13 protein-coding genes are annotated in these 19,613 nt (G+C 57.4%); 6 read left to right on the forward strand and 7 right to left on the reverse strand.

Annotation, left to right across the window (positions count from 1 at the left end; genetic code table 11):
- Positions 1-29: 29 nt before the first annotated feature.
- Positions 30-1,322: a M24 family metallopeptidase gene (locus PHACT_RS06110; protein ID WP_169819406.1), complete on the reverse strand. Its 1,293-nt coding sequence runs from the start codon at positions 1,320-1,322 to the stop codon at positions 30-32.
- A gap of 313 nt (positions 1,323-1,635) precedes the next feature.
- On the opposite strand from PHACT_RS06110, the gene PHACT_RS06115 reads away from it, so the two are divergent.
- The 4 genes from PHACT_RS06115 (at position 1,636) to PHACT_RS06130 (ending at position 9,578) form a co-directional block, all read left to right on the forward strand.
- Positions 1,636-3,735, forward strand: coding sequence for an amidohydrolase family protein (locus tag PHACT_RS06115; RefSeq protein WP_070116373.1), 2,100 nt, complete (start codon positions 1,636-1,638; stop codon positions 3,733-3,735).
- 120 nt (positions 3,736-3,855) lie between these two features.
- Positions 3,856-5,691: a thioredoxin domain-containing protein gene (locus PHACT_RS06120; RefSeq protein WP_070116374.1), complete on the forward strand. Its 1,836-nt coding sequence runs from the start codon at positions 3,856-3,858 to the stop codon at positions 5,689-5,691.
- A 258-nt stretch (positions 5,692-5,949) separates the two neighbouring features.
- Positions 5,950-7,623, forward strand: a complete 1,674-nt coding sequence (locus PHACT_RS06125; protein ID WP_070116375.1) for an FG-GAP repeat domain-containing protein — start codon at positions 5,950-5,952, stop codon at positions 7,621-7,623.
- 188 nt (positions 7,624-7,811) lie between these two features.
- The gene (locus tag PHACT_RS06130) at positions 7,812-9,578 is read left to right on the forward strand and encodes a thioredoxin domain-containing protein (protein ID WP_070116376.1); all 1,767 of its coding nucleotides are present in this window, start codon (positions 7,812-7,814) and stop codon (positions 9,576-9,578) included.
- A gap of 177 nt (positions 9,579-9,755) precedes the next feature.
- Here the strand turns inward: PHACT_RS06130 and PHACT_RS06135 are convergent, their stop codons facing one another.
- On the reverse strand, positions 9,756-10,487 hold the full coding sequence (locus PHACT_RS06135; RefSeq protein WP_083264389.1) for a gluconate 2-dehydrogenase subunit 3 family protein: 732 nt from the start codon (positions 10,485-10,487) through the stop codon (positions 9,756-9,758).
- Positions 10,487-12,274, reverse strand: coding sequence for a GMC family oxidoreductase (locus tag PHACT_RS06140; protein ID WP_070116377.1), 1,788 nt, complete (start codon positions 12,272-12,274; stop codon positions 10,487-10,489). The genes PHACT_RS06135 and PHACT_RS06140 overlap by 1 nt, the downstream gene beginning before the upstream one ends.
- Positions 12,275-12,487: 213 nt before the next feature.
- Here PHACT_RS06140 and PHACT_RS06145 point away from each other — a divergent pair, with 213 nt between their 5' ends.
- On the forward strand, positions 12,488-13,435 hold the full coding sequence (locus tag PHACT_RS06145) for an alpha/beta fold hydrolase (RefSeq protein ID WP_070116378.1): 948 nt from the start codon (positions 12,488-12,490) through the stop codon (positions 13,433-13,435).
- A gap of 62 nt (positions 13,436-13,497) precedes the next feature.
- Here the strand turns inward: PHACT_RS06145 and PHACT_RS06150 are convergent, their stop codons facing one another.
- The 3 genes from PHACT_RS06150 to PHACT_RS06160 all read right to left on the reverse strand — a co-directional run bounded on the left by PHACT_RS06150 (position 13,498) and on the right by PHACT_RS06160 (position 17,618).
- A complete protein-coding gene (locus tag PHACT_RS06150) occupies positions 13,498-14,358 on the reverse strand; it encodes a GGDEF domain-containing protein (protein ID WP_245730769.1) in 861 nt (286 codons plus the stop codon).
- 258 nt (positions 14,359-14,616) lie between these two features.
- Positions 14,617-16,146, reverse strand: coding sequence for an alpha/beta hydrolase domain-containing protein (locus PHACT_RS06155; RefSeq protein WP_070116380.1), 1,530 nt, complete (start codon positions 16,144-16,146; stop codon positions 14,617-14,619).
- Positions 16,143-17,618 (reverse strand): FG-GAP repeat domain-containing protein, encoded by a 1,476-nt coding sequence (locus PHACT_RS06160; RefSeq protein ID WP_070116381.1) that lies wholly within the window; start codon positions 17,616-17,618, stop codon positions 16,143-16,145. Before PHACT_RS06160 ends, PHACT_RS06155 begins: the two co-directional genes overlap by 4 nt.
- Positions 17,619-17,743: 125 nt before the next feature.
- Here PHACT_RS06160 and PHACT_RS06165 point away from each other — a divergent pair, with 125 nt between their 5' ends.
- Complete coding sequence (locus PHACT_RS06165) at positions 17,744-18,829, forward strand: strictosidine synthase family protein (RefSeq protein ID WP_070116382.1); 1,086 nt, start codon at positions 17,744-17,746, stop codon at positions 18,827-18,829.
- Here the strand turns inward: PHACT_RS06165 and PHACT_RS06170 are convergent.
- Positions 18,810-19,613: an SDR family NAD(P)-dependent oxidoreductase gene (locus tag PHACT_RS06170; protein WP_070116383.1), complete on the reverse strand. Its 804-nt coding sequence runs from the start codon at positions 19,611-19,613 to the stop codon at positions 18,810-18,812. The genes PHACT_RS06165 and PHACT_RS06170 overlap by 20 nt on opposite strands.

The raw sequence follows: 19,613 nt of genomic DNA on the forward strand, positions 1-19,613 counted from the left end.
GCACCCGCAGCACCGCATGGCTAAACAGCTCACCACACCAGATGAAACGCCTCCTGCCGCTTAAACACCCAATGCCGCTCCCCCTCCGCATCCAGATATGCCTCTTCCTCCTGCCGGCAGTTCGCCTCCTCACCATCCCACTCGGGAATGGCTCGAGTGGCCTGCAACTCAATGGAGTGCCAGGTCGACGGCAATAGAACGGCATCGCCTCTGACCGGTACGCCGTCCTGCCCGTCCCAGCGGCCGATCAGCGGACCGGCGCCGTGGCCGTGGTCACCGATGGGGTGAGTATAGACCGTGCCGGTGATGCCTTCGGCGCTGATGCGCGCCAGCGTCGAAGCCAGGATGTCGTTGCCGGTGCGGCCGGGTTCCATCTCTTCCAGCAGCAGTTCCTGCATGCGGTTGGAATCGGCCAGGCAGGCCTGCAGACCGGCGGGCGCTTCAGTTTCGCCGGGTTTGAGTACATAACCCAGATGCTGGGTGTCGGTATGCAGGTTCATGGCAACCACGCCGAAGTCGGTCCACAGCAGGTCACCGGGCTGGATGACGGTGTCACCGCTGATGCGACCGCTGCCCTGCCGCGTAACATCGACTGAGGGCTGGAACCAGACCTGATAGCCCAGCCCCTGTACGCGTTGGCGCAGCCACCAGCGGACATCGTCGGTGGTGGTTTCGCCCGGTGTGATCACGACACTGGAGAAGGCCTCGGAGATTACCGCGTGCACGGTCTCCATGATCATGCGGTAACGCGGCATCATCTCGGGAATGCGCAGTGCGATGTAATTCATGGCCAGGCGCGGTTCGCGCACCACGCGATCCAGATAAGGGCCAAGTGCTTCTTCCAGCACTTCTCTCTCACCGGCATGCAGTCCGTCCGAGAACGCCCAGTTTGGATCAATGTTCAGCGCAATACTGTCCGGGTCGCGGTCTTCGATCAGTTCGCGCAGCAGCTGCCATTGCTCATCCCCGACGAGTTCGCCGGTTTCCTGCGTGGGCGCGGGCCGGGTGGAACGATAGGCTTCAAACACGCCGCCCTGGTCGCCGCCGCCCAGCGCCAGCCGCTCGACTGTGTCGTCCGGCTGCAGTGTGAAGACATAGATGGAACGGCGCCGGGCGGCGAAGGTGGTGGGCGCGGTGATGGACCAGAACACGGGGTCTTCGGCGTACTCGCGCATGGACAGGACCCACATGTCGACGTTGTACTCGCGCATCAAGGTCGGCAATACACTCTCTACCCGTGCTTCCAGCCAGGCCTGCTGTTCGGTGGCCTGATCACGCAGCGTGGGCAGCGGCTGCACGTGGGCCGGGGCGGATTCGGGCACCTGAAGCGGCGGCTGGGCCTGCACCGGCGTGACTGCCAGGGCGGTGACTACGAAGGTGAGCACAAGTGTGGTTAACGCGGTGACTGGTTTCATCGAAGGGTCCGTCGGAATAAGTGTACAGCAGAAAGTATCGCGAGATCAGGGAGTTGTCCAGCGCAGCGGATAGGGATGCCGCAGATACCGATTGGGTCTGGCAACGACCTGAGTTTGATAACCGTTGGTGTGCAGACGAAGTTACGCTAAGCTCGGCAGCACATGCAGTGTATGCCGCCGACGCGCAGCTGCTGAAAAACACCCATTCACGGAGCCCCCAATGAATTATCAACGCCGAAGCCGCGCATTACTCGTGATGATCGTCGCAGTCCTGTCACTGGCCGCCTGCAGGCAGCAGGAACCCACACCACCGGCCGCTGCGGTGTCGCAGGAGACCGCGTTTGCGCGGCCTGCCGGCGCTGAGACGTTTACCGCGATTATCTCGGGGACGCGGGTTGGGCAAATGGACGTGCAACACGGCGACGTCACCAATGTGGGTTATGAATACCGTAACAATGGTCGCGGCCCATCCGTTGAAGAAGTCATTGAATTTAATGATCAGGGTTTACCAAGCAGCTGGCATATTACGGGCGCAACAACCTTTGGCAATATCATCGCCGAGGACTTTGAGATTGAAGGCGGCAGAGCGGTCTGGACAGATACCACCGGGGCCAGCGCAGAAGAATTAGCGGAGGCCAATTTGTATGTCGCCCAGGAGTCCAGTCCCTATGCCTTGTGGGTATATGCACGTCTGCTATTGGCTGCTGAGGGAAATACTCTGGCGGTGCTGCCAGCCGGCGAGCTTAAACTGGACGCTATTGAGAGCCTGGATGTCACCGGCAGCGATGGCGCTTCCATTGCTGTCACCACCTATGCGCTGTCGGGCATTGACCTGAACCCGAGTTACTTTGCGCTGGATGAGGACGGCCTGCTGTTTGCCTCCATGAGCGAAAGATTTGCGCTGGTGCGAACCGGCTTTGAAGCTGAAGAGCAGCGCTTGCGTGACCTGGCTGCCGAATACGCCACCCGCCGCTTTGAAACCATACAGGAACAAGTCACCCGCGTGTTTGATAAACCGGTGCGCATCAATAACGTCAGGGTTTTTGATCCGGACAGCTTGAATCTCTCCGAGCCGGTCTCCGTGCTGGTGGCGGAGAATCGAATCGCATCGATTGACGACGTGACACAGGCGCCGGATGCCGATGAGATTCTGATCGATGGCGCAGGCGGCACCCTGGTGGCCGGAATGTACGAAATGCATGCGCATGCGGGCCAGGGCAGTGCCCTGCTTAATATTGCCGCCGGGGTCACAAGCTTTCGTGATATGGGCAACAATAATGAGGTGCTTGATGACCTGATTAATAAAATCGAGTCGGGCCGACTGGTCGGGCCGCGCATTCATCGCAGCGGCTTTATCGAGGGCAGAAGCCCGTTCAACTCCAACAGCGGCATCCTGGTGTCGACACAGGAGGAAGCACTGGATGCCGTGCGTTGGTATGCCGATCAGGGCGATTTTCATCAGATCAAAATCTACAACAGCATGACGCCAGAATGGGTGCCAGCGATGGTGACTGAGGCGCACGATCGCGGTCTGCGTGTTGCAGGTCACGTGCCCGCCTTCACCAATGCTGATGCCATGATTGCGGCTGGGTACGATGAGCTGACGCACATCAACCAGGTCATGCTGGGCTGGGTGTTGGCACCTGACGAAGATACCCGCACCTTGTTGCGGCTGACAGCCATGAAGCGATTCCCCGCCATCGACATCAATTCTGACGCGGTGCAATCGACCATTTCCAGCATGGGAGAGCGCGGCATGGGCATTGACCCGACGCTGGCAATTCATGAAAACCTGATGCTGTCCCGCAATGGCGAGGTGGCGCCCGGCATGGTGGACTACATCGATAACATGCCCGTGGGTATTCAGCGTAATGCCAGAACTGCGCGTTCTGAAATTGCCTCACCAGAGGATGACATTGCCTATCGGCAGGGCTTTGCCAAAATTCTGGAAACCGTGCGCGAAATGCGGGATCAGGGTGTGGTGATTATTCCCGGGACCGATCTGGGCGGCTCGTTTAGCTATCACCGCGAGCTGGAGCTTTATCAGGAGATTGGCATGACGGCCGCTGAGGTGCTGAAAATGGCGACGCTTGATATGGCCAGTTACCTGGGACAGGACGATGAACTGGGGTCGATTGAGCAGGGTAAACTGGCTGATTTTTTCCTTGTCCCGGGTGATCCGACGACTGACCTGAAAGCCATCAAGACGATTTCAATGGTGGTTAAAGATGGCAACGTCTATTTTCCCAGCGATATTTATCCTGAGTTTGGCATTCAACCGTTTACCGACGCGCCGGTGATTGTGTCAGGCGCGGAATAGTCCAGACCGCGCTGACAGGACCGTCTGTCGCGATCGTTGGCATCAGGAATGCCTTGAACTGATCGGTTTTAAGGTCTAATCTGTGTACTTCTGTAACAGATAGTTGATAAGGACTATGTTATGAAAACTCCGTTCCGCCTCGCGTTACTGACCCTGACGGCCGCTGCGTCGTCTCTTATTCATGCCGGTGAGCGCGTGGGTGACTTCGCCCTGATCGACCACACTGGCTACCAGCACCACATGTCCTGGTACGATGATCACGATGCCGTGGTGTTCCTGCCGCAGGCGGTGGGGCTGACCGATCAGGCCTCACTGAGCGCCCTGCAGGCAGTGTACAACGAGTACGCGGATCAGGATGTTGCGTTCTTTCTGATCAACCCCGGCCTGCAGACTGACCGCGAGGCGGTGGCCAATGCGATTGCTGACATTCCCCTCCCCGTGTTGATGGATGATGCCCAACTGGTATCCGGCGCACTTGGCCTGACGCACATGAACCAGGCGGTTGTGTATGATCCGGCCACCTTCGAGGTGGTGTATCGCGGCCCTGTGCAACAGGAGCTGGAACAGGCGATTCGTCAGTTGAAGGCTGCAGAATCTGTCGAACTGGTTGAAGTCGCCAGCAACGGCCGCAGCATTGAATACGGTGGCGTAGATGCCACGGCAATCTCTTACCAGGATGATATTGCGCCGATCATTGCCGAGAACTGCGCTGAGTGTCATCGCGCGGGCGGCATCGCCCCCTTTGCCATGGACAGTAACCTGGCCGTGCAGGGCTGGTCGCCAATGATCCGTGAGGTGGTGATGACCAAGCGTATGCCGCCGGGTCAGATCGACAACAAGGTTGGCCACGAGATCAAAAACGAAATGAACCTCAGTGATGCGGAGATGCAGACACTGGTGCGCTGGATTGATGCCGGTGCCACCGTGCAGGACTCGGACGCTGATCCGCTGACACAATTGGTGTGGTCGGATACCAAGTGGAAAATGGGTGAACCTGACCTGATCATCAAAGTGCCACCGCAGGTTATCCCGGCCACCGGCGTGGTGGACTACATGGATATCCCCATCGATCTGGGCCTGACCGAGGATCGCTGGGTCAAGGGCAGCGAAGTGGCGCCGGGCAGCCCGGAAGTGCTACACCACATCATCACCTCGGTGGTACCACCGGAGGGTCAGTCGGATCCACAAACGGCCTTCATGGAGGCCATCAACAGCCTGCCGGAAGAGCGTGCCCGCGCCATTCGTACCCAGATGTTTGCCTCAATCGCCGCTGGCGAGCAGCCTGACATTGACCGTATCTTCCGCGAGAACCCGGACATTGATGTCGGTGTACTGCTGGGCGGCGGTGATGCCGATCAGGCTTCCGTGGCCGGTTATGCGCCGGGCAACAGCGTGTCCTGGAACCCAGAGGGTGTCGGCGGCCTGCTGCGCGCCGGGTCTGGCCTGAGCCTGCAGATGCATTACACCACCACTGGCAAAGAAATGACCGACGCTACTGAGATCGGCATCTACTTCTATCCGGAAGGCGAAGTGCCAGAAGAGCGCATGTCTGGTGGTGTGGGTAATGCCTTCACGCTGTCCATTCCGCCCAATGCCAAGGATCACGAAATGGAGTTGGTGACCTATGTGCCGGAGGAAGCAGAAATCCGCAGCCTGATGCCGCACATGCATTTCCGCGGCAAGCGCATGAAGTTTATTGCCGAGTATCCCGACGGTTCGGAAGAGTTGTTGCTGTCAGTGCCGGCCTATTCCTTCAACTGGCAGCTGTCGCATGAACTGGCCGAGCCGCTGCGTGTGCCGGCGGGTACCAAGATCATCGCCCGCGGCGCCTTTGATAACTCGGCGCAGAACCGTTTCAACCCCGACCCGACCACGGAAGTGAACTGGGGCGAGCAGAGCTGGGAAGAAATGTTCATGGGTTTCTATGAGTGGAAACTGGTCAGTCAGAACAACTGACCATAACAATCAAGACTGCCGGCGGCACATCCTCAGTGCCACCGGCATCCCCGCCTTACGCTCCGCACTGACCTGGCCCTCTCGGCGTTTACCAGACCTGGCTAGACAAACCATGCATTTTAGAACGACCTAAAATGCATAGCTCCCACGCTCACTTCTCGCAGAAATATCTGCTGATCTGCATATTTATATTTCCTTGCTTAAGAAAAGGGGGCAAGCTACGCATCAGGTCAATAACAAAACTACAGGTAATCACCCATGAAACCTGCCAAAGCTGTCACGCCGTTTCGACACACAGTGCTGTGGTCCATGCTGTTTGCCGCGCCACTGAGTATGCTGGCTGATGCCCAGACATCCCAGCGCTCAACCTACAGCGCGGGCGAAACAGTATTCAGTCATTTTATTATGAACACGGAAATGACCGATGACCGCTTAGTCTACTTTGAGGATGTAAACGGTGACGGGTTTACCGACATTGTGGTGACCGGGTACACGCCCGTCAGTCGGCCGGCACAAGGTGAACAACCGGGCCAGATTCTGCTGAACAATGGCGATAACACCTTCCGCGCCGCGACCGGTGACAAACCACAAACGGAATGGGCGCGGGAGGTACTGGTCGCAGATTTCAACAACGACACCATTCCAGATATCTTTATTGCTGACCATGGCTGGGATGCAGCGCCCTTTCCCGGCTTTCGCAACCAGTTAATGCTGGGTACTGGCCAGGGTTTTATCAATGCCACCGACCGACTGCCGAATTTATCCGACTTTTCTCACAACGCCGCCGTCGGTGACATCAACGGCGATGGTTTTATCGATATTCTGGTGACCAATTCACCTCAAGGCGACGCAGCGAAAAGCCCCTACTTCCTGATCAACAAAGGCAGTGCGCAATTTGAGCTGGATCGCTCGCACCTGCCGGCCAACATTACCCGGGGCGACAACAGCGAATTTGCCTGGGCAGTGGAACTGGCCGATCTGGATGGCGATGGCCATACTGACATGATCTTTGGCCGCAAGCAGGGCGTTAACACCCTCCCCACGCGCATTTACTGGAACCCGGGTAACGGCAATTTTACCAACGCCGCGGTCACCAACTTGCCGGAAATGCAGCGGTTTGTCAGCGGCGACCAATACGAAATCATTGAGATCAAAGCCTATGATGTCAATGGCAATGGCCGGCGCGACCTGATCATGAGTGCCTACAACGCCAGCTTTCGCGGCACCGCCATGCAATTGCTGAGCAACAATGGCAACCGGCAATTTTCCGACAGCACTGACGTCTGTTTGTCGGGCGTGGATCAGGATCCGGACAATGCGCGCAATACACCGTATTTTCTGCGCCAGGCTGATATCAATTTTGACGGTGTGCCGGATATGCTGGCGATGAGCAACAATGACACCTCAGCGCAGACCACCATGTTTTTTGAGCGCGGCAACACACGTCTGCGCGCGATATCGCGTGAGAGCCTGGGCGTTAATGCGGAAACCGCACAAAGACTGCAATACGCCCAGGCCATTGTCGGCAATGGTGTATTTGGTTACGCCGAGGTGTTTACGCTGCTGGACAATGGCCAGCGCAAACTGGGACTGAATTACGTACCGGTCACGTCGTCAAGCGTCCCACCCGTCGCCAGCCGGTTTGATGTGTGCAGCAATCTGATGACATCTGCGGTGGATGCTGCTGATTTTGGCCGGATCCAGTTAAGTTTCAGATTGCTCAGCATGGAGCCCAGCGTGCGAATTCAGGTGTTGCCAGAAAGTATCAAGGATCTGACCAGCTTGCCGGGTGCTCATGCCAGCTTCGATCCTGTATCAGGCCTGCTACGGGTGCCTGAGTTGGTGCTGGACGACGCTGTCGCCTACCGCGGCATGGTTTTTCAGCTGATTGATGGCGATCAACTGATTTTTGAGCTGGTTGCGACTGACTAAACGCTTCACCGGCCAAAAGTCACTTTTTACGGCATTCGGCTTTATTTTTAGCTGTTTAGTGGTAGAGTCGGCAGTGACCGGGTTCAAATATGAATGAGTTCATGAAGCCAGATGCAGTCCATCATAACGAACATGCCCAAAAGTCTGTTAATTAAAATTAGTTGCTGGTGTAGACGCCGGAGAAAAATATGATTAAGTTATTGAATGGTATGGTTTTTGGTGGCAGGCGGGCAGTTTATGCCGGTGCTGTCGCATTGGCTGTCACACTGGGCTCCGGTCCGGCCATGGCGCAGGACCGCGTCGGTGATTTTGCCCTGCTGGATCAGGACGGCAAATTCCACCATATGGCGTGGTATGACAACAACAAGGCGGTCGCGTTTCTGGTGCAGGCCAGCAATGATGCGGCGACTCAAGAGTCGCTGGCGTCGTTTAATGCGCTGAAAGAACAATACGCCTCGCAAAATATCGTGTTCATGATGATCAACCCGCTGGGTGAGGCGCGCGACATCGTGAAAGCTGACGCCGAACGCCTGGGCATCGACATCCCGGTGCTGATTGATGATGCGCAGGTCATTTCTGAATCCATGGGCATCGACAAAACCGGCGAAGCCTTTGTTTACGACCCCAAGTCATTCCGGGTGATTTACCGCGGCCCGGCCGACCAGTCACTGGCTGACGCGCTGGCGGCTGTGGTCGCCGATGAAACCATTGCCAATGCTGTGGTCGCCACGCAGGGCACACCGGTCAGCTATCAGGCGCATGAGCAACTGGCGCAGGCCGGTGTCTCCTACAGCAAGGATGTGGCGCCGGTACTGGCAGAAAATTGCGCTACCTGTCACCGCGATGGCGGTATCGCCCCGTTTGCGCTGAACAGCCACGCCATGGCACAGGGCTGGTCACCGATGATTCGTGAAGTACTGATGACCAAGCGTATGCCACCGGGACAGATTGACCCGCATATCGGCGAATTCCGCAATCACTACACGTTGACGCCTGATGAGCAGCAGAAAGTATTGCACTGGATTGCCACCGGTTCCGAGAAAGACGGTGACAGCGATCCACTGGCCGAGCTGACCTGGTCCCAGGAAAAATGGGCCTTCGGCGAACCCGATCTGATCATCAAAGTGCCATCACAAAGCGTCCCGGCCACCGGCGTGCTGCCATACAGAGACGTGGTGGTGCCGTTGGAAGGCCTGGAGACCGACCGCTGGGTGCGCGCCAGCCAGTATGTGCCGGGCGACCGAACGGTTCTGCACCATACGCTGAACGCCTTTATTGTGCCGGGTGAGCGTCCTTCGCAGGGCCTGATTACCCGCTTCAGTAATCCCGATCAGGCCTATATCACGCCGTATATTCCTGGCGCTGATCCCCATGTGGAAGAGCCCAACACCGGCGGCCTGTTGAAAGCCGGCACATCACTGGCACTGAACCTGCACTACACAACCACCGGCCGCGAAACAGTCGATGAGAGTGAAATCGGTGTCTGGTTCTACCCGGAAGATCAAATTCCGACCGAACGTCGTCTGGGTGACTGTGCCTGTATCTTCACGCCGACCTGGACTGATATCCCGGCCTACGATCCGGATTTTGAGCAGACGGCGGAAGTGTTGATCACTACCGACGCAGAAATCATGGCCTTTACCCCGCACATGCATTTCCGTGGCAAGCGCATGGAGTTTGACGCGCATTACCCGGATGGCACCGTTGAACGTTTGTTGAATATTGCCCAGTACAACTACAACTGGCAGATGGAATACCAACTGGTTGAACCAAAATTTGTACCGGCCGGTACACGTGTGGTGGTCACCGGTGCCTTTGACAACTCAGAGCAGAACAAAGCCAACCCTGACCCCTCACGCGTTGTACCCTGGGGCCAGCAGAGCTGGGATGAGATGTTCTTTGGTCAGGTTTACTGGAAAGAAGTGAAAACCGGCGAAGAGGTCAGCGTTAACTGATCCAGTCGCAGCAAGCATAAAAAAAGGGGGCTTTTGCCCCCTTTTTTTGTCCGCGATTTTTGCCTCAGTCGGGTCCTGTATTGTTCTCCGCAAGGCGTGATCGGCGATCATTAATGACAATCGATACTCACAGAGCCTGCGGTGCTGGTCAAGGGAGACAGGCGAGCCTGAGCGCTGTCATGCCACCGTCTGCTCCACTCCCAGGTGTGCCAATACTGCCTCAGGCGGCCCGTCATAGGTCAGTGACGGCTGGTTGCCGACATAACCGATGGCATCCCAACCCTCAGGGGTCGCGTAATAGGCCGCCGCTGCCAGCGAGCGAAAGCGGCTGAAGAAACGCGCCGCGGCCTGCAATTCATCTGCTGCCCGTGCCTGAAAACAGATGTCGTCGCAGATGGCCTGTTGTTGTGACAGCGTCAGGCCAGCAAACACATTAGCAAAACGCCTACCAGATTCTGCGTCCAACCAGTCGAGTCCGGGCAGCACGATACCACGATCACGCAGCTGCGCAGGATACGGTGCACTGACCCACTCATCAACAAAATCGACACAGCGCAGTTGACTGGCAGCCGGACCCAGATTGTCAGCCGGCAAAATGACGTCGGCCAGGGCGATGGCGGCGGCGCGCTGGGTCGGACTCAGCGTCAGGGGCCACAGATCGCCGGGGTTGTGTGTGTGGTTAAGCAGCGGGTCTTTACCGTAACCGTTGGCGGTAATCACTGGCTCACCAGGCCCGGGTTCGGCGCCGAACACCTGGGCATCGCCCAGCTTCAGGCTGGCGGCGACAGCAACAAACCATTTTATGACAGTACGGCGTGGCAGACGCGACGTCTGACCCACAACAATGGGGACGGCGCTCGGTGATTCCGGTTGCAGATACTGATCCTGATCCTGAAAATTGTGCGACATTACAGCAGCCCCCTTCTTGACTGATCGACCAGATAGTCACCCGCACGCCAGGCCAGCGCCATGATGGTGAGGGTGGGATTTTTGTCGGCGTTGGACGGAAACGGTGTGCCGTCGACCAGGAACAGGTTTGGCACTTCCCAGGTCTGGTTGTATCCATTACACACCGAGGTGGCGGCAGCGGTACCCATGATGGCGCCGCCGACTTCGTGAATGATCTTGCCGCCCGGTTCGATGCGATTGCGGCCATTGGTGACGCTGCGCACGGTGCCGCCCATGGTTTCAATCAGTTCGCGGAATGTCAGCTCGGCGTGGTCGCACATGCGCTGTTCGTGCTCTGCCCACTGCCAATGCCATTTAAGCACCGGAATGCCCCAGGTATCGCTAACGTTGTTATCAAGCTCGGCAAAACAGTTGTCGTTGGGAATCATCTCACCGCGACAGGCGAACCCCATAAACGAGCCGTAATACCGCCGTGCTTCCTGTTTGTAGCGACTGCCATAGGCGCCATTGCCCAGATCATCGGGCAACGGATTGCCGCCGCCGGGCATGCCACGCGTAGCGCCCATCTCGATATGATAGCCCCGCGGAAAACCAAGTGCCTGTGCCTGCTGGTACAGCCACCACGGTGCATAAAAATGTGAGCCACCTGCCCCGTCTTCGTTATAGGGTGGCAGATTCTCCAGCGCCGGAATTTGGCCCTGCAGGCTGGTACCGACGGTGTCCATGATGTATTTGCCGACCAGCCCGGAGCCGTTGGCGATACCATCCGGGAACAGCGTGCTTTTTGAATTGAGCATGATGCGCACGGTTTCACCGCTGCTGGCGGCGAGCACCACCGCGTTGGCATTGACCTGTACATCCTGGCCTGTGGTCTTGTCGACAAACAGCACACCACGGGCTTTGCCATTGTTGCCCACTAGAACTTCGCGCACGTGAGCATTGGCAACAATATCCAGATTGCCAGTGGCCAGCGCGGGCGGCAGATGCACGGTGGTGCTCTGGTAGTTGGCACCGGTGGAACAGCCACGGCCGCACGGTGTTGCCCAGAAGCAGGCAGCTCGGGCGCGCATGGAGTCACCAACAATTTTCTGCGCCCAGGCGTTGCCGGGGAACAGCACTGCTGGCAACCGGTCGGCGTCAAGCGTCTGTGTCAGCACCGCACGATGAATGGGAATGATGGGGATGCCCAGGGTCTTGCCATGTTTCTGCGCCAGCAGCTCACCGGCCCGGGCTTTGGGCGGCGGTTGCAGCACACCGTCGGGTGAGTTGGGTGTGTTTTCCAGACCTTCATTGGATCCGTAGACACCAATCAGTTGTTCCACTTTTGTATAGTAGGGTTCGACGTCTTCGTAGTCGACCGGCCAGTCCAGACCGAGTCCGTCGCGGCTTTTGGGTTTGAAGTCGTAGGGGCCATTCCGCAACGAGATCCGCCCCCAATGGTTGGTGCGGCCACCCATCATGCGTGCTCGCCACCACCAGAACTGTTGTTCCGGTTTGTCGCTGGCCTGGGTGTAGGGTTCGGCGGGCATCTGCCAGCCGCCGTCGACAGTGGCATCAAGAAAACCGAACTCTTTGTCCGGCGTCGAGTTCCCCAGCAGCGGCGCCTGATCGCGACGCTGGAACATCGGTGTCTCGGCGACCGGATCATAGCCGCGCCCGGCCTCCAGCATCAGGCACTTGATACCTGCCAGCGTCAGCGTGAAGGCCATCTGACCACCGCCGGCTCCGGAACCGACAATGATGACATCGTAGTCTTTGGTGGCATCTTCGGCTCGAATCATTGGCATGGCGGCTTCCCGAAGTTTTGTGATTATTTTGTCCGATCTTAGACCGAAGCGTTCAGCAATGCCAATACTGTCATGTCGCTGCCCCAACAATAACCGCCGACACGACTACATCCCAGCCGGTAGCGGGTTACTTAAGTCACTTTACACACACACCATATTCCGTTTCACTGGCACACATTCAGTCCATCACGCCCGATCCATGGAGACGCACCGATGAACACACTCAAGCGCATGGCAGCACAGATCATCCTGAGCACAGGCCTGCTGGCAGCCGCCACCAGCCTTCACGCCGATGTCTGGGACACGGCGACGCACGGTTACGCTGACAACGACGGTGTGCGCATACATTACGCCAGCGTGGGTGAAGGCCCGCTAATGGTGATGATTCACGGCTTTCCGGATTTCTGGTACAGCTGGCGACACCAGATGGAAGGCCTACAGGATCAATATCAGGTTGTGGCCATTGATCAGCGTGGTTATAACCTGAGCGGTCAGCCGGCAGGTGATGAGAACTATGACATGCGTTTGCTGACCTCGGACGTAGCAGCGGTCATACGCGAGTTTGGCCAGGACAGTGCCATTATTGTCGGTCACGACTGGGGCGGCATGGTGGCGTGGAATTTTGCCTTTGCCTACCCTCAGATGGTGGATCGGCTGGTGGTGATGAACCTGCCTCACCCCCACGGCATGATCCGGGAACTGAGCATCAACGAAGAACAGCGCGCCAACAGTGGTTATGCACGGGCCTTTCAGGGTGGCAGCCCGTCAGATCCCAATATCTTTTTTGGCGGGCCGATGATGCCGCAGACCCTGGCCGGCTGGGTGCAGGATCCGACCGCACGACAACGGTATATCGAGGCGTTTGCGCAGTCCGACTTTGACGCCATGCTGGCCTACTACAAGCGTAACTTTCCGCCCCTGCCACCGCTGGCAGAGACGGCTCCGCCGCTCTCACCCGACGTACCACAACTGAACGTGCCCCTGTTGGTGATGCACGGTCTGGACGACACCGCGCTGCACTCTGACGGGCTCAACAATACCTGGGACTGGAACGATGCCAGCACCACCATCGTGGCGGTGCCGGACGCAGGACATTTTGTCCAGCAGGATGCGGCTGACACAGTAACTGACACCCTGCGCTGGTGGCTGGGCGCGCAATAGGATGGAAGCGGAGTCTGGGATAACAGATGGCTTGTCAGCTGGCATTTCTGACAGGGCTACGGTCAGGCGTTGACGTCGGCTACCACCGCGCCCTCGGAGAGGTTGACCGCGATCACACGGTTTCGCCCCTCCTCCTTGCCGGCGTAAAGCGCCTGATCCGCTGTATCCAACAACGATTCCATGTCATCAATATCAGCGCCAGCAACAGAAACAACACCCAGCGTTAACGTGACGCAGTCTGAATCCTGGTCGCGGTACGGTATTTTTTGACTCTCCAGACCCGCCCGCATGGCTTCAGCCACCCGATAAGCCCCATTCGGTCGGGTATCGGGCAGCAGAGCGACAAACTCTTCGCCACCGTAACGACAGACCAGATCATGAGGTCGACGCGCCGCAGCCTTTAGCACATTAGCCACTGCAATCAGGCAAGTATCGCCAGCTGAGTGACCATGAAAATCATTGTAATGTTTAAAATGATCGACATCACAGATGATAAGTGACACCCAGCCCTTGGAGCGACGGGCGCGACGCAGCTCCTTGGCCATGGATTCTTCCAGAGCCCGACGATTCTTCAGGCCGGTCAGGTGATCGGTTAGCGCTTGCCCGCTCATGACACCCAACATCGCATGATTCATTCTGGCGAACTCCCAAGCAACCAGACTACAGACCAGCACCGTAGCCAGCAAGGCAATAAAACGGGTAACCAGCTGCGCCTCTGCAGACTGCGGATTAGGTGATATCAGGCCATTGACTTCGGCAACAAAAAGAACGGAGAGAATGAGAATGACGACTGCGCAGGCGATCAAACCGGCTCGGGTACCGATCAGCAATAACGCCAGTACCGGCAGCATCGGCGCCATCAGGATGGTAGGGCCTTCAAAACCGCCGGTATTAATACCTGAACTGACCAGACCAAGGGCCATCACGACTAACAACAGCCAGCTGGCAATTATGGGTGAGCCCCGAAAGTGTACGTAAAGAAAGTTGCAGACTGTCAGAACAAAAACCAGTCCGGCAGGGATAGGGGGGGCGATCAAACCCCAGTGTAACGAGCCTTAGGATCACAAATACGAACACAGCCAGCATCAGTAACAGATTGGCGTACTGAACCAACGTTGCCCGGCGCTGACTGAAAGAACTGATGCTAGTGTTAGCCAATTAAATGCTTCTCCTGTTTCCTGCTACCACCTCGGCACCTCACTGCGCTTGGCTTCGCGAATCACATCGGCACCGTCTTCTGCCAACAGGAACCCCTGCTCTACCAGCGCATTGACACTGTTGGTGACGGCGCTGACGTAGGCGTCATGGGACGGATAAAGCCGCCGCAGTTTTTCCTGACTGAAAGGAATTTCATGGCCGGCGATACGGCAGAAAGACTCGCCGGTGGAATTTCCATTCCAGGTACTTGTGGGCACGTCAACGTAGGGGGAGCGCAGACCGCCAACAACATTGCCATGTTCATCCAGTACGGGTTCGCCATCCACCACGTCAATCAGATCGGCCCGTGGTGGCGCAATATCATCACGCGCCCATTGATCCAGCCACACCAACGCGGCATTAAACGCCAGCCGGTTGGGGAAACGGCTACGTGGTCCTTCGTTACAGGCCAGCGGCGGCACCGCGCGACCGGCCTGGATCAGATCCTGTGGTTTTGGGCCCCAGTACAGTTCGTCCGGTGAGGCATGGCCAGATCCAGCGATTTCATAACGCCGAAAGCGGTTACCAGGCGCATCACTGTCCGGTTGCCGACTGCCAATGCCGGCCAGATAGTCGGACTGACTCATGACATGAATAACGGGCACACCGGCATTCTCGATGGGGCGACGCGGATCATCTCTGGGCACACGCTCAGCGCACTGATGAATGGGTGCCGGGCCACTGGACACCGCCACCAGATAACCGTCAAACAGTGACTCGCCGCGGACACTTACCACTTCGGGGTGAATGGCGTTGATGTAGGTGTAAAGGAAACTGCCGGTCTGTGAATAACCCCAGGCGTAAAGCATCTCGGCGGCGCTGGCCGTGCCGTCATAAACAAACGGATTGTCGGCGTTGGCGCTGCGCAGCCACGCCGCCACCTGGCTGTGAATGTCCCAGACCAGTCCGTTCTCGGTCGCCTGCGTGGTATCACGGCTGACTTCACAGTTCAGCGGGTCGCTGGCGGCCAGTGGGTTGGCCCAGGACAGGTCCGCGTAGCGCTCGGCATCAAACTGCTTCAGGGTCTCCACCGCAATCGGTTTGGCGGTGATACCGACCCAGGCATCGCCGTTGCGCAGCATCTGTGTATGCGACATGGCCCAGCCGATATTGAGGTCAAACAGATTGGACGGGTTGAGCATTTCCACCACCACGTTTCCGCTGAAACGTTCAGCACGGACCGGGCGCCTGACCAAGACGCGAGTGGTGTAAGGCACATCAGCGGTGCGCACGGTCAGCGTGCCACGTTCGGGCCAGTCATACACATTGGCCTGCCCGCTGATGAAATACTCTTCTTCAATATAACCCATCTGCGCAAGATCCTGCGGCTGCAAGGTATGCGCGGCGGCGCCAAAGGGATGTGACTCAGCGCTAACTGGCACCGGCCCACTGACCTGTGGTACGGGAATGTCGGTTTGCACATCACCGGCTGACTGCGCGTGTACTCCACCTATGTGAGCTGCCAGCGCGAGCAGACCGGCACTAAACGCTGTTCGCTGTCTGATTGTTTTCATGGAATCCTCATCTCCTCACTGTCCTGTTGTCGTGCCCGTTCGAATCGATTGCCTGGCGTTGGCGACCGCAGCTGCTCCAGCCAGAATACGCCGTCATAGGGGTAACTGTTGCCACGCGTACCAATAAAATCGGCATCACCATCGCCGTCCAGGTCATGGGCAATGAATTTGTCGAACATGCCACGTTTGCGCCGTGACACGTCGTGACGCGTCCACGCCGTGGTGACCTCATCCGGCTGCTCAAACCAGCCCAGGCGACCGAGCGGATCACTGATTCGGGTATTGGCATCGTCGGCTTCGCGCTCGCCGCGGCTGTAGCTGCCAGCGAACACATCCATATCACCATCACCATCAATGTCCGTCACTTCCAGTCCGGTGATGCTGTCGGGCAAAAACGTGCCGATGTAGTGGGCATTCCAGGCATCACCGGTTCGCGCCGGCTGCTCAATCCAGACCAGGCCGTTGCCGACACGGCCGTTACCGGCACCGATGATATCCAGCCGCCCGTCACCGTTAAGATCGGCATATTCCAGATTGAAGCCGGCCATGCGGGCACCGTTGATGCCGATGGCATGCTCAATAAAATCGAGTGAGCCGTCGCCCGGATTTTCGAACCAGGCCAGACGTTCTTCGCCACGCGAGCCGATGACAATATCAAGATCACCGTCGCCATCCAGATCTACCGGTTCAGAATTCTGTGGGATACTGTAATGACCCAGTTCGTGCTCCTGCCAGTTGATGCCCTGCAGGGGATCGCCGTTGACCTTGAATACAGACACCGGATTGGACACGGCAAAATCTTCCGGCCCCGGAATCTGGGCGCCTTTATTAGGCGCTATCACCTCGGGTGTGCCATCGCCGTCCAGGTCGGCGGCAAAAACACGGATATAACTGCCGCGCCCTTCGGTCATGGGCAATTTCAGTCGTGGCCAGGGTGTGTTTCTGACACCGGTGCCCGGATTCTGCAGATACAGTATGTGAGATAACTCGGCGGCGATAAGAATGTCGAGAAAACCGTCACCGTTGATATCGGCAATGGCGGCGTCTTCAGGGGCAGCGGCATCCAGACCTTCGGCGACCGTAATGTTATGCCACTGTTGTGGACCGGCGCTGCCAAAAGCAATGCGGACATGGCCTTCGGGCGGTGCTTCAAAACCAGGCGTAAAGTTGGCGGAATCATAACTGGAATCGGATTCGTGCACGGAGACAATATCCTGATAGCCGTCTCTATCCAGATCTGCCATCACCAGTCCGTCGCCACCACTAAGCACGAAATCCAGCGTAGCGACATCATCAATCAAATGTTCACGCCAGCTGATGAAGTGGCCGTCACGGGTGGTCGCGTCTGTCGCCCGCTCGCCGACGCCCTGCGCCGATACAGTACTTACGCTTGCCAGTGTGAGCAGTAACAGCAAGCCTCTGGCTGTTGTCAGGCGGAAAATTGTCAGGCTGCGATTGTCAAAGATTGGCATCTCGTCGGGCTCCCGATCTAATTATTATCCCCTAGTCTATAAACATTCCGGCTAAAGAGCCATTGGCAAACGTCAGCGACCGCGCGATACTCCAATCACTGAGTCCTGCTAGAGAGCGTGATGTGATGCGAGGTTTGCTGCTTGTGATTGGCGCAATGTGCGCCCTGCTTGTTGCCTATGTGATGTATCTGGCGAATGATGCCGGTGAGTTCCGCACGCTTGCCGATCAGCATCCCGACCAATGTCGTCGGATCACGGGTATGCCCGGCAGCGAAGATATCACCCTGCATCCTGAGAGCCGCTTTGCCTATATCTCCAGTGATGACCGGCGCGGCGTCATTAACGGGAACCCGACGCCGGGCGCCATCTTTCGCTACGACCTGAGCTCTGCTTCCACCACACCGTTGAATCTGACGCCCAATGCCGACCTGCAATTCCGGCCGCACGGCATTTCACTGTTTGTTGGCGACGATGGCCGGGAAACCCTGTTTGTGGTCAATCATCCTGGTGAATCGCTGTTTGGTGCTCCCGAAGGAGAAAATAACGAAGCACTGCACACCATTGAGGTGTTTGACGTGGTGGACAATGCACTGATGCATCGCCAGACCCATGCCAGTGAGTGGCTGATCAGCCCCAATGATGTGGTGGGCGTTGATCATGATCGCTTCTACGTTACCAACGATCACGGCGCCGGGCCGGGACTGATGCGCCAACTGGAAGACTACCTGCGCCTGCCCTGGGCCAATGTGGTTTATTTTGATGGCGACGTGTTTAAAGAAGTGGGCGATGGCCTCAGTTTTGCCAATGGCATCAACATGTCCCCTGACGGCACACAGCTGTATGTTGCGGAAGTCAGTCGTAACCTTGTCCGTATCTATCAACGCAACCCGGGCACTGGTTCACTGTCGTTGCAACAAACAATCGATGTGGGGTTTGGTGCCGACAATATCGAGATTGATCCTGCTACCGGCGACCTCTGGATAGGGGGACATCCGCGCCTGTTGACTTTTTTGCGCCACGCCGCTGATGGCAGTGTCGATTCACCGTCACAGGTAGTGCGGATACGCCAGGTCGGTGCCGGTTACCAGATTACGACTGAATTTATGGACAGCGGCGAACTGATTTCCGGGGCCAGCGTCGGCGCATCAGACGGACGCCGGCTACTCATCGGCTCGGTATTTGAAGATCACATCATGGATTGTTCTCTGTAAAGCGCGTGGAGCTGGACCGCGCCAGCGCGGCATGCATCCAGCTTGTGGGCAGGTGCCGCATCAGAAACACCAGCAGTTTGTAGTTCCATCCCTGCACCGACACCAGGCGGCCTTTCTCCAGGTCTTTGAATGACTGGCTGACTACCTGCTGGGCGGTCCACGCGCGGGTAAAACCTTTGTCCTTGTAGAACGTGTCCGGATCAATGCCCATGCGCGAGTGAAAATCGGTGATGGTAAATCCCGGGCACAACGCCAGCGCTTTCAGCCCATCCTGACGGTAAGCCAGGCCAACACTTTCGGTAAAACTGCGCACGTAGGCTTTGGTCGGTCCGTACAGCACACTTTGAGTGGTGGGCAGCCAGCTGGCGACAGACGCGACATTAATCAGAATACCTTTGCTTTGCAACAGGTGCGGAATGCCCGCATGGCTAAGCTGGGTGGTTGCGGTGACGTGCACATCCAGCAGCGCACGGTGTTTTTCCCATTCAATCTCACCCAGCCGGCCATCCTCGGCGTACCCGGCATTATTGACCAGTGCATCCAGATTTGGCAACTGACTGATGGTATCAACTAGGGCCTGTAAATCGTTGCGATAGGACAGGTCACCGGTCTGTACAGTAACCTCAATGTCGCATTCTTTTTTTAATCGCTCAGCCAGTCGGGTCAGTTCCTGCTCCCGGCGACCGGTCAGTAACAGATGATAGCCCTGACGGGCAAACGCATCAGCGTAGGCGGCGCCAATGCCGCTGGTGGCGCCGGTGATAACGGCCAGTCGTGGTGACAT

It is taken from the genome of Pseudohongiella acticola (assembly GCF_001758195.1).
Lineage (GTDB): Bacteria > Pseudomonadota > Gammaproteobacteria > Pseudomonadales > Pseudohongiellaceae > Pseudohongiella > Pseudohongiella acticola.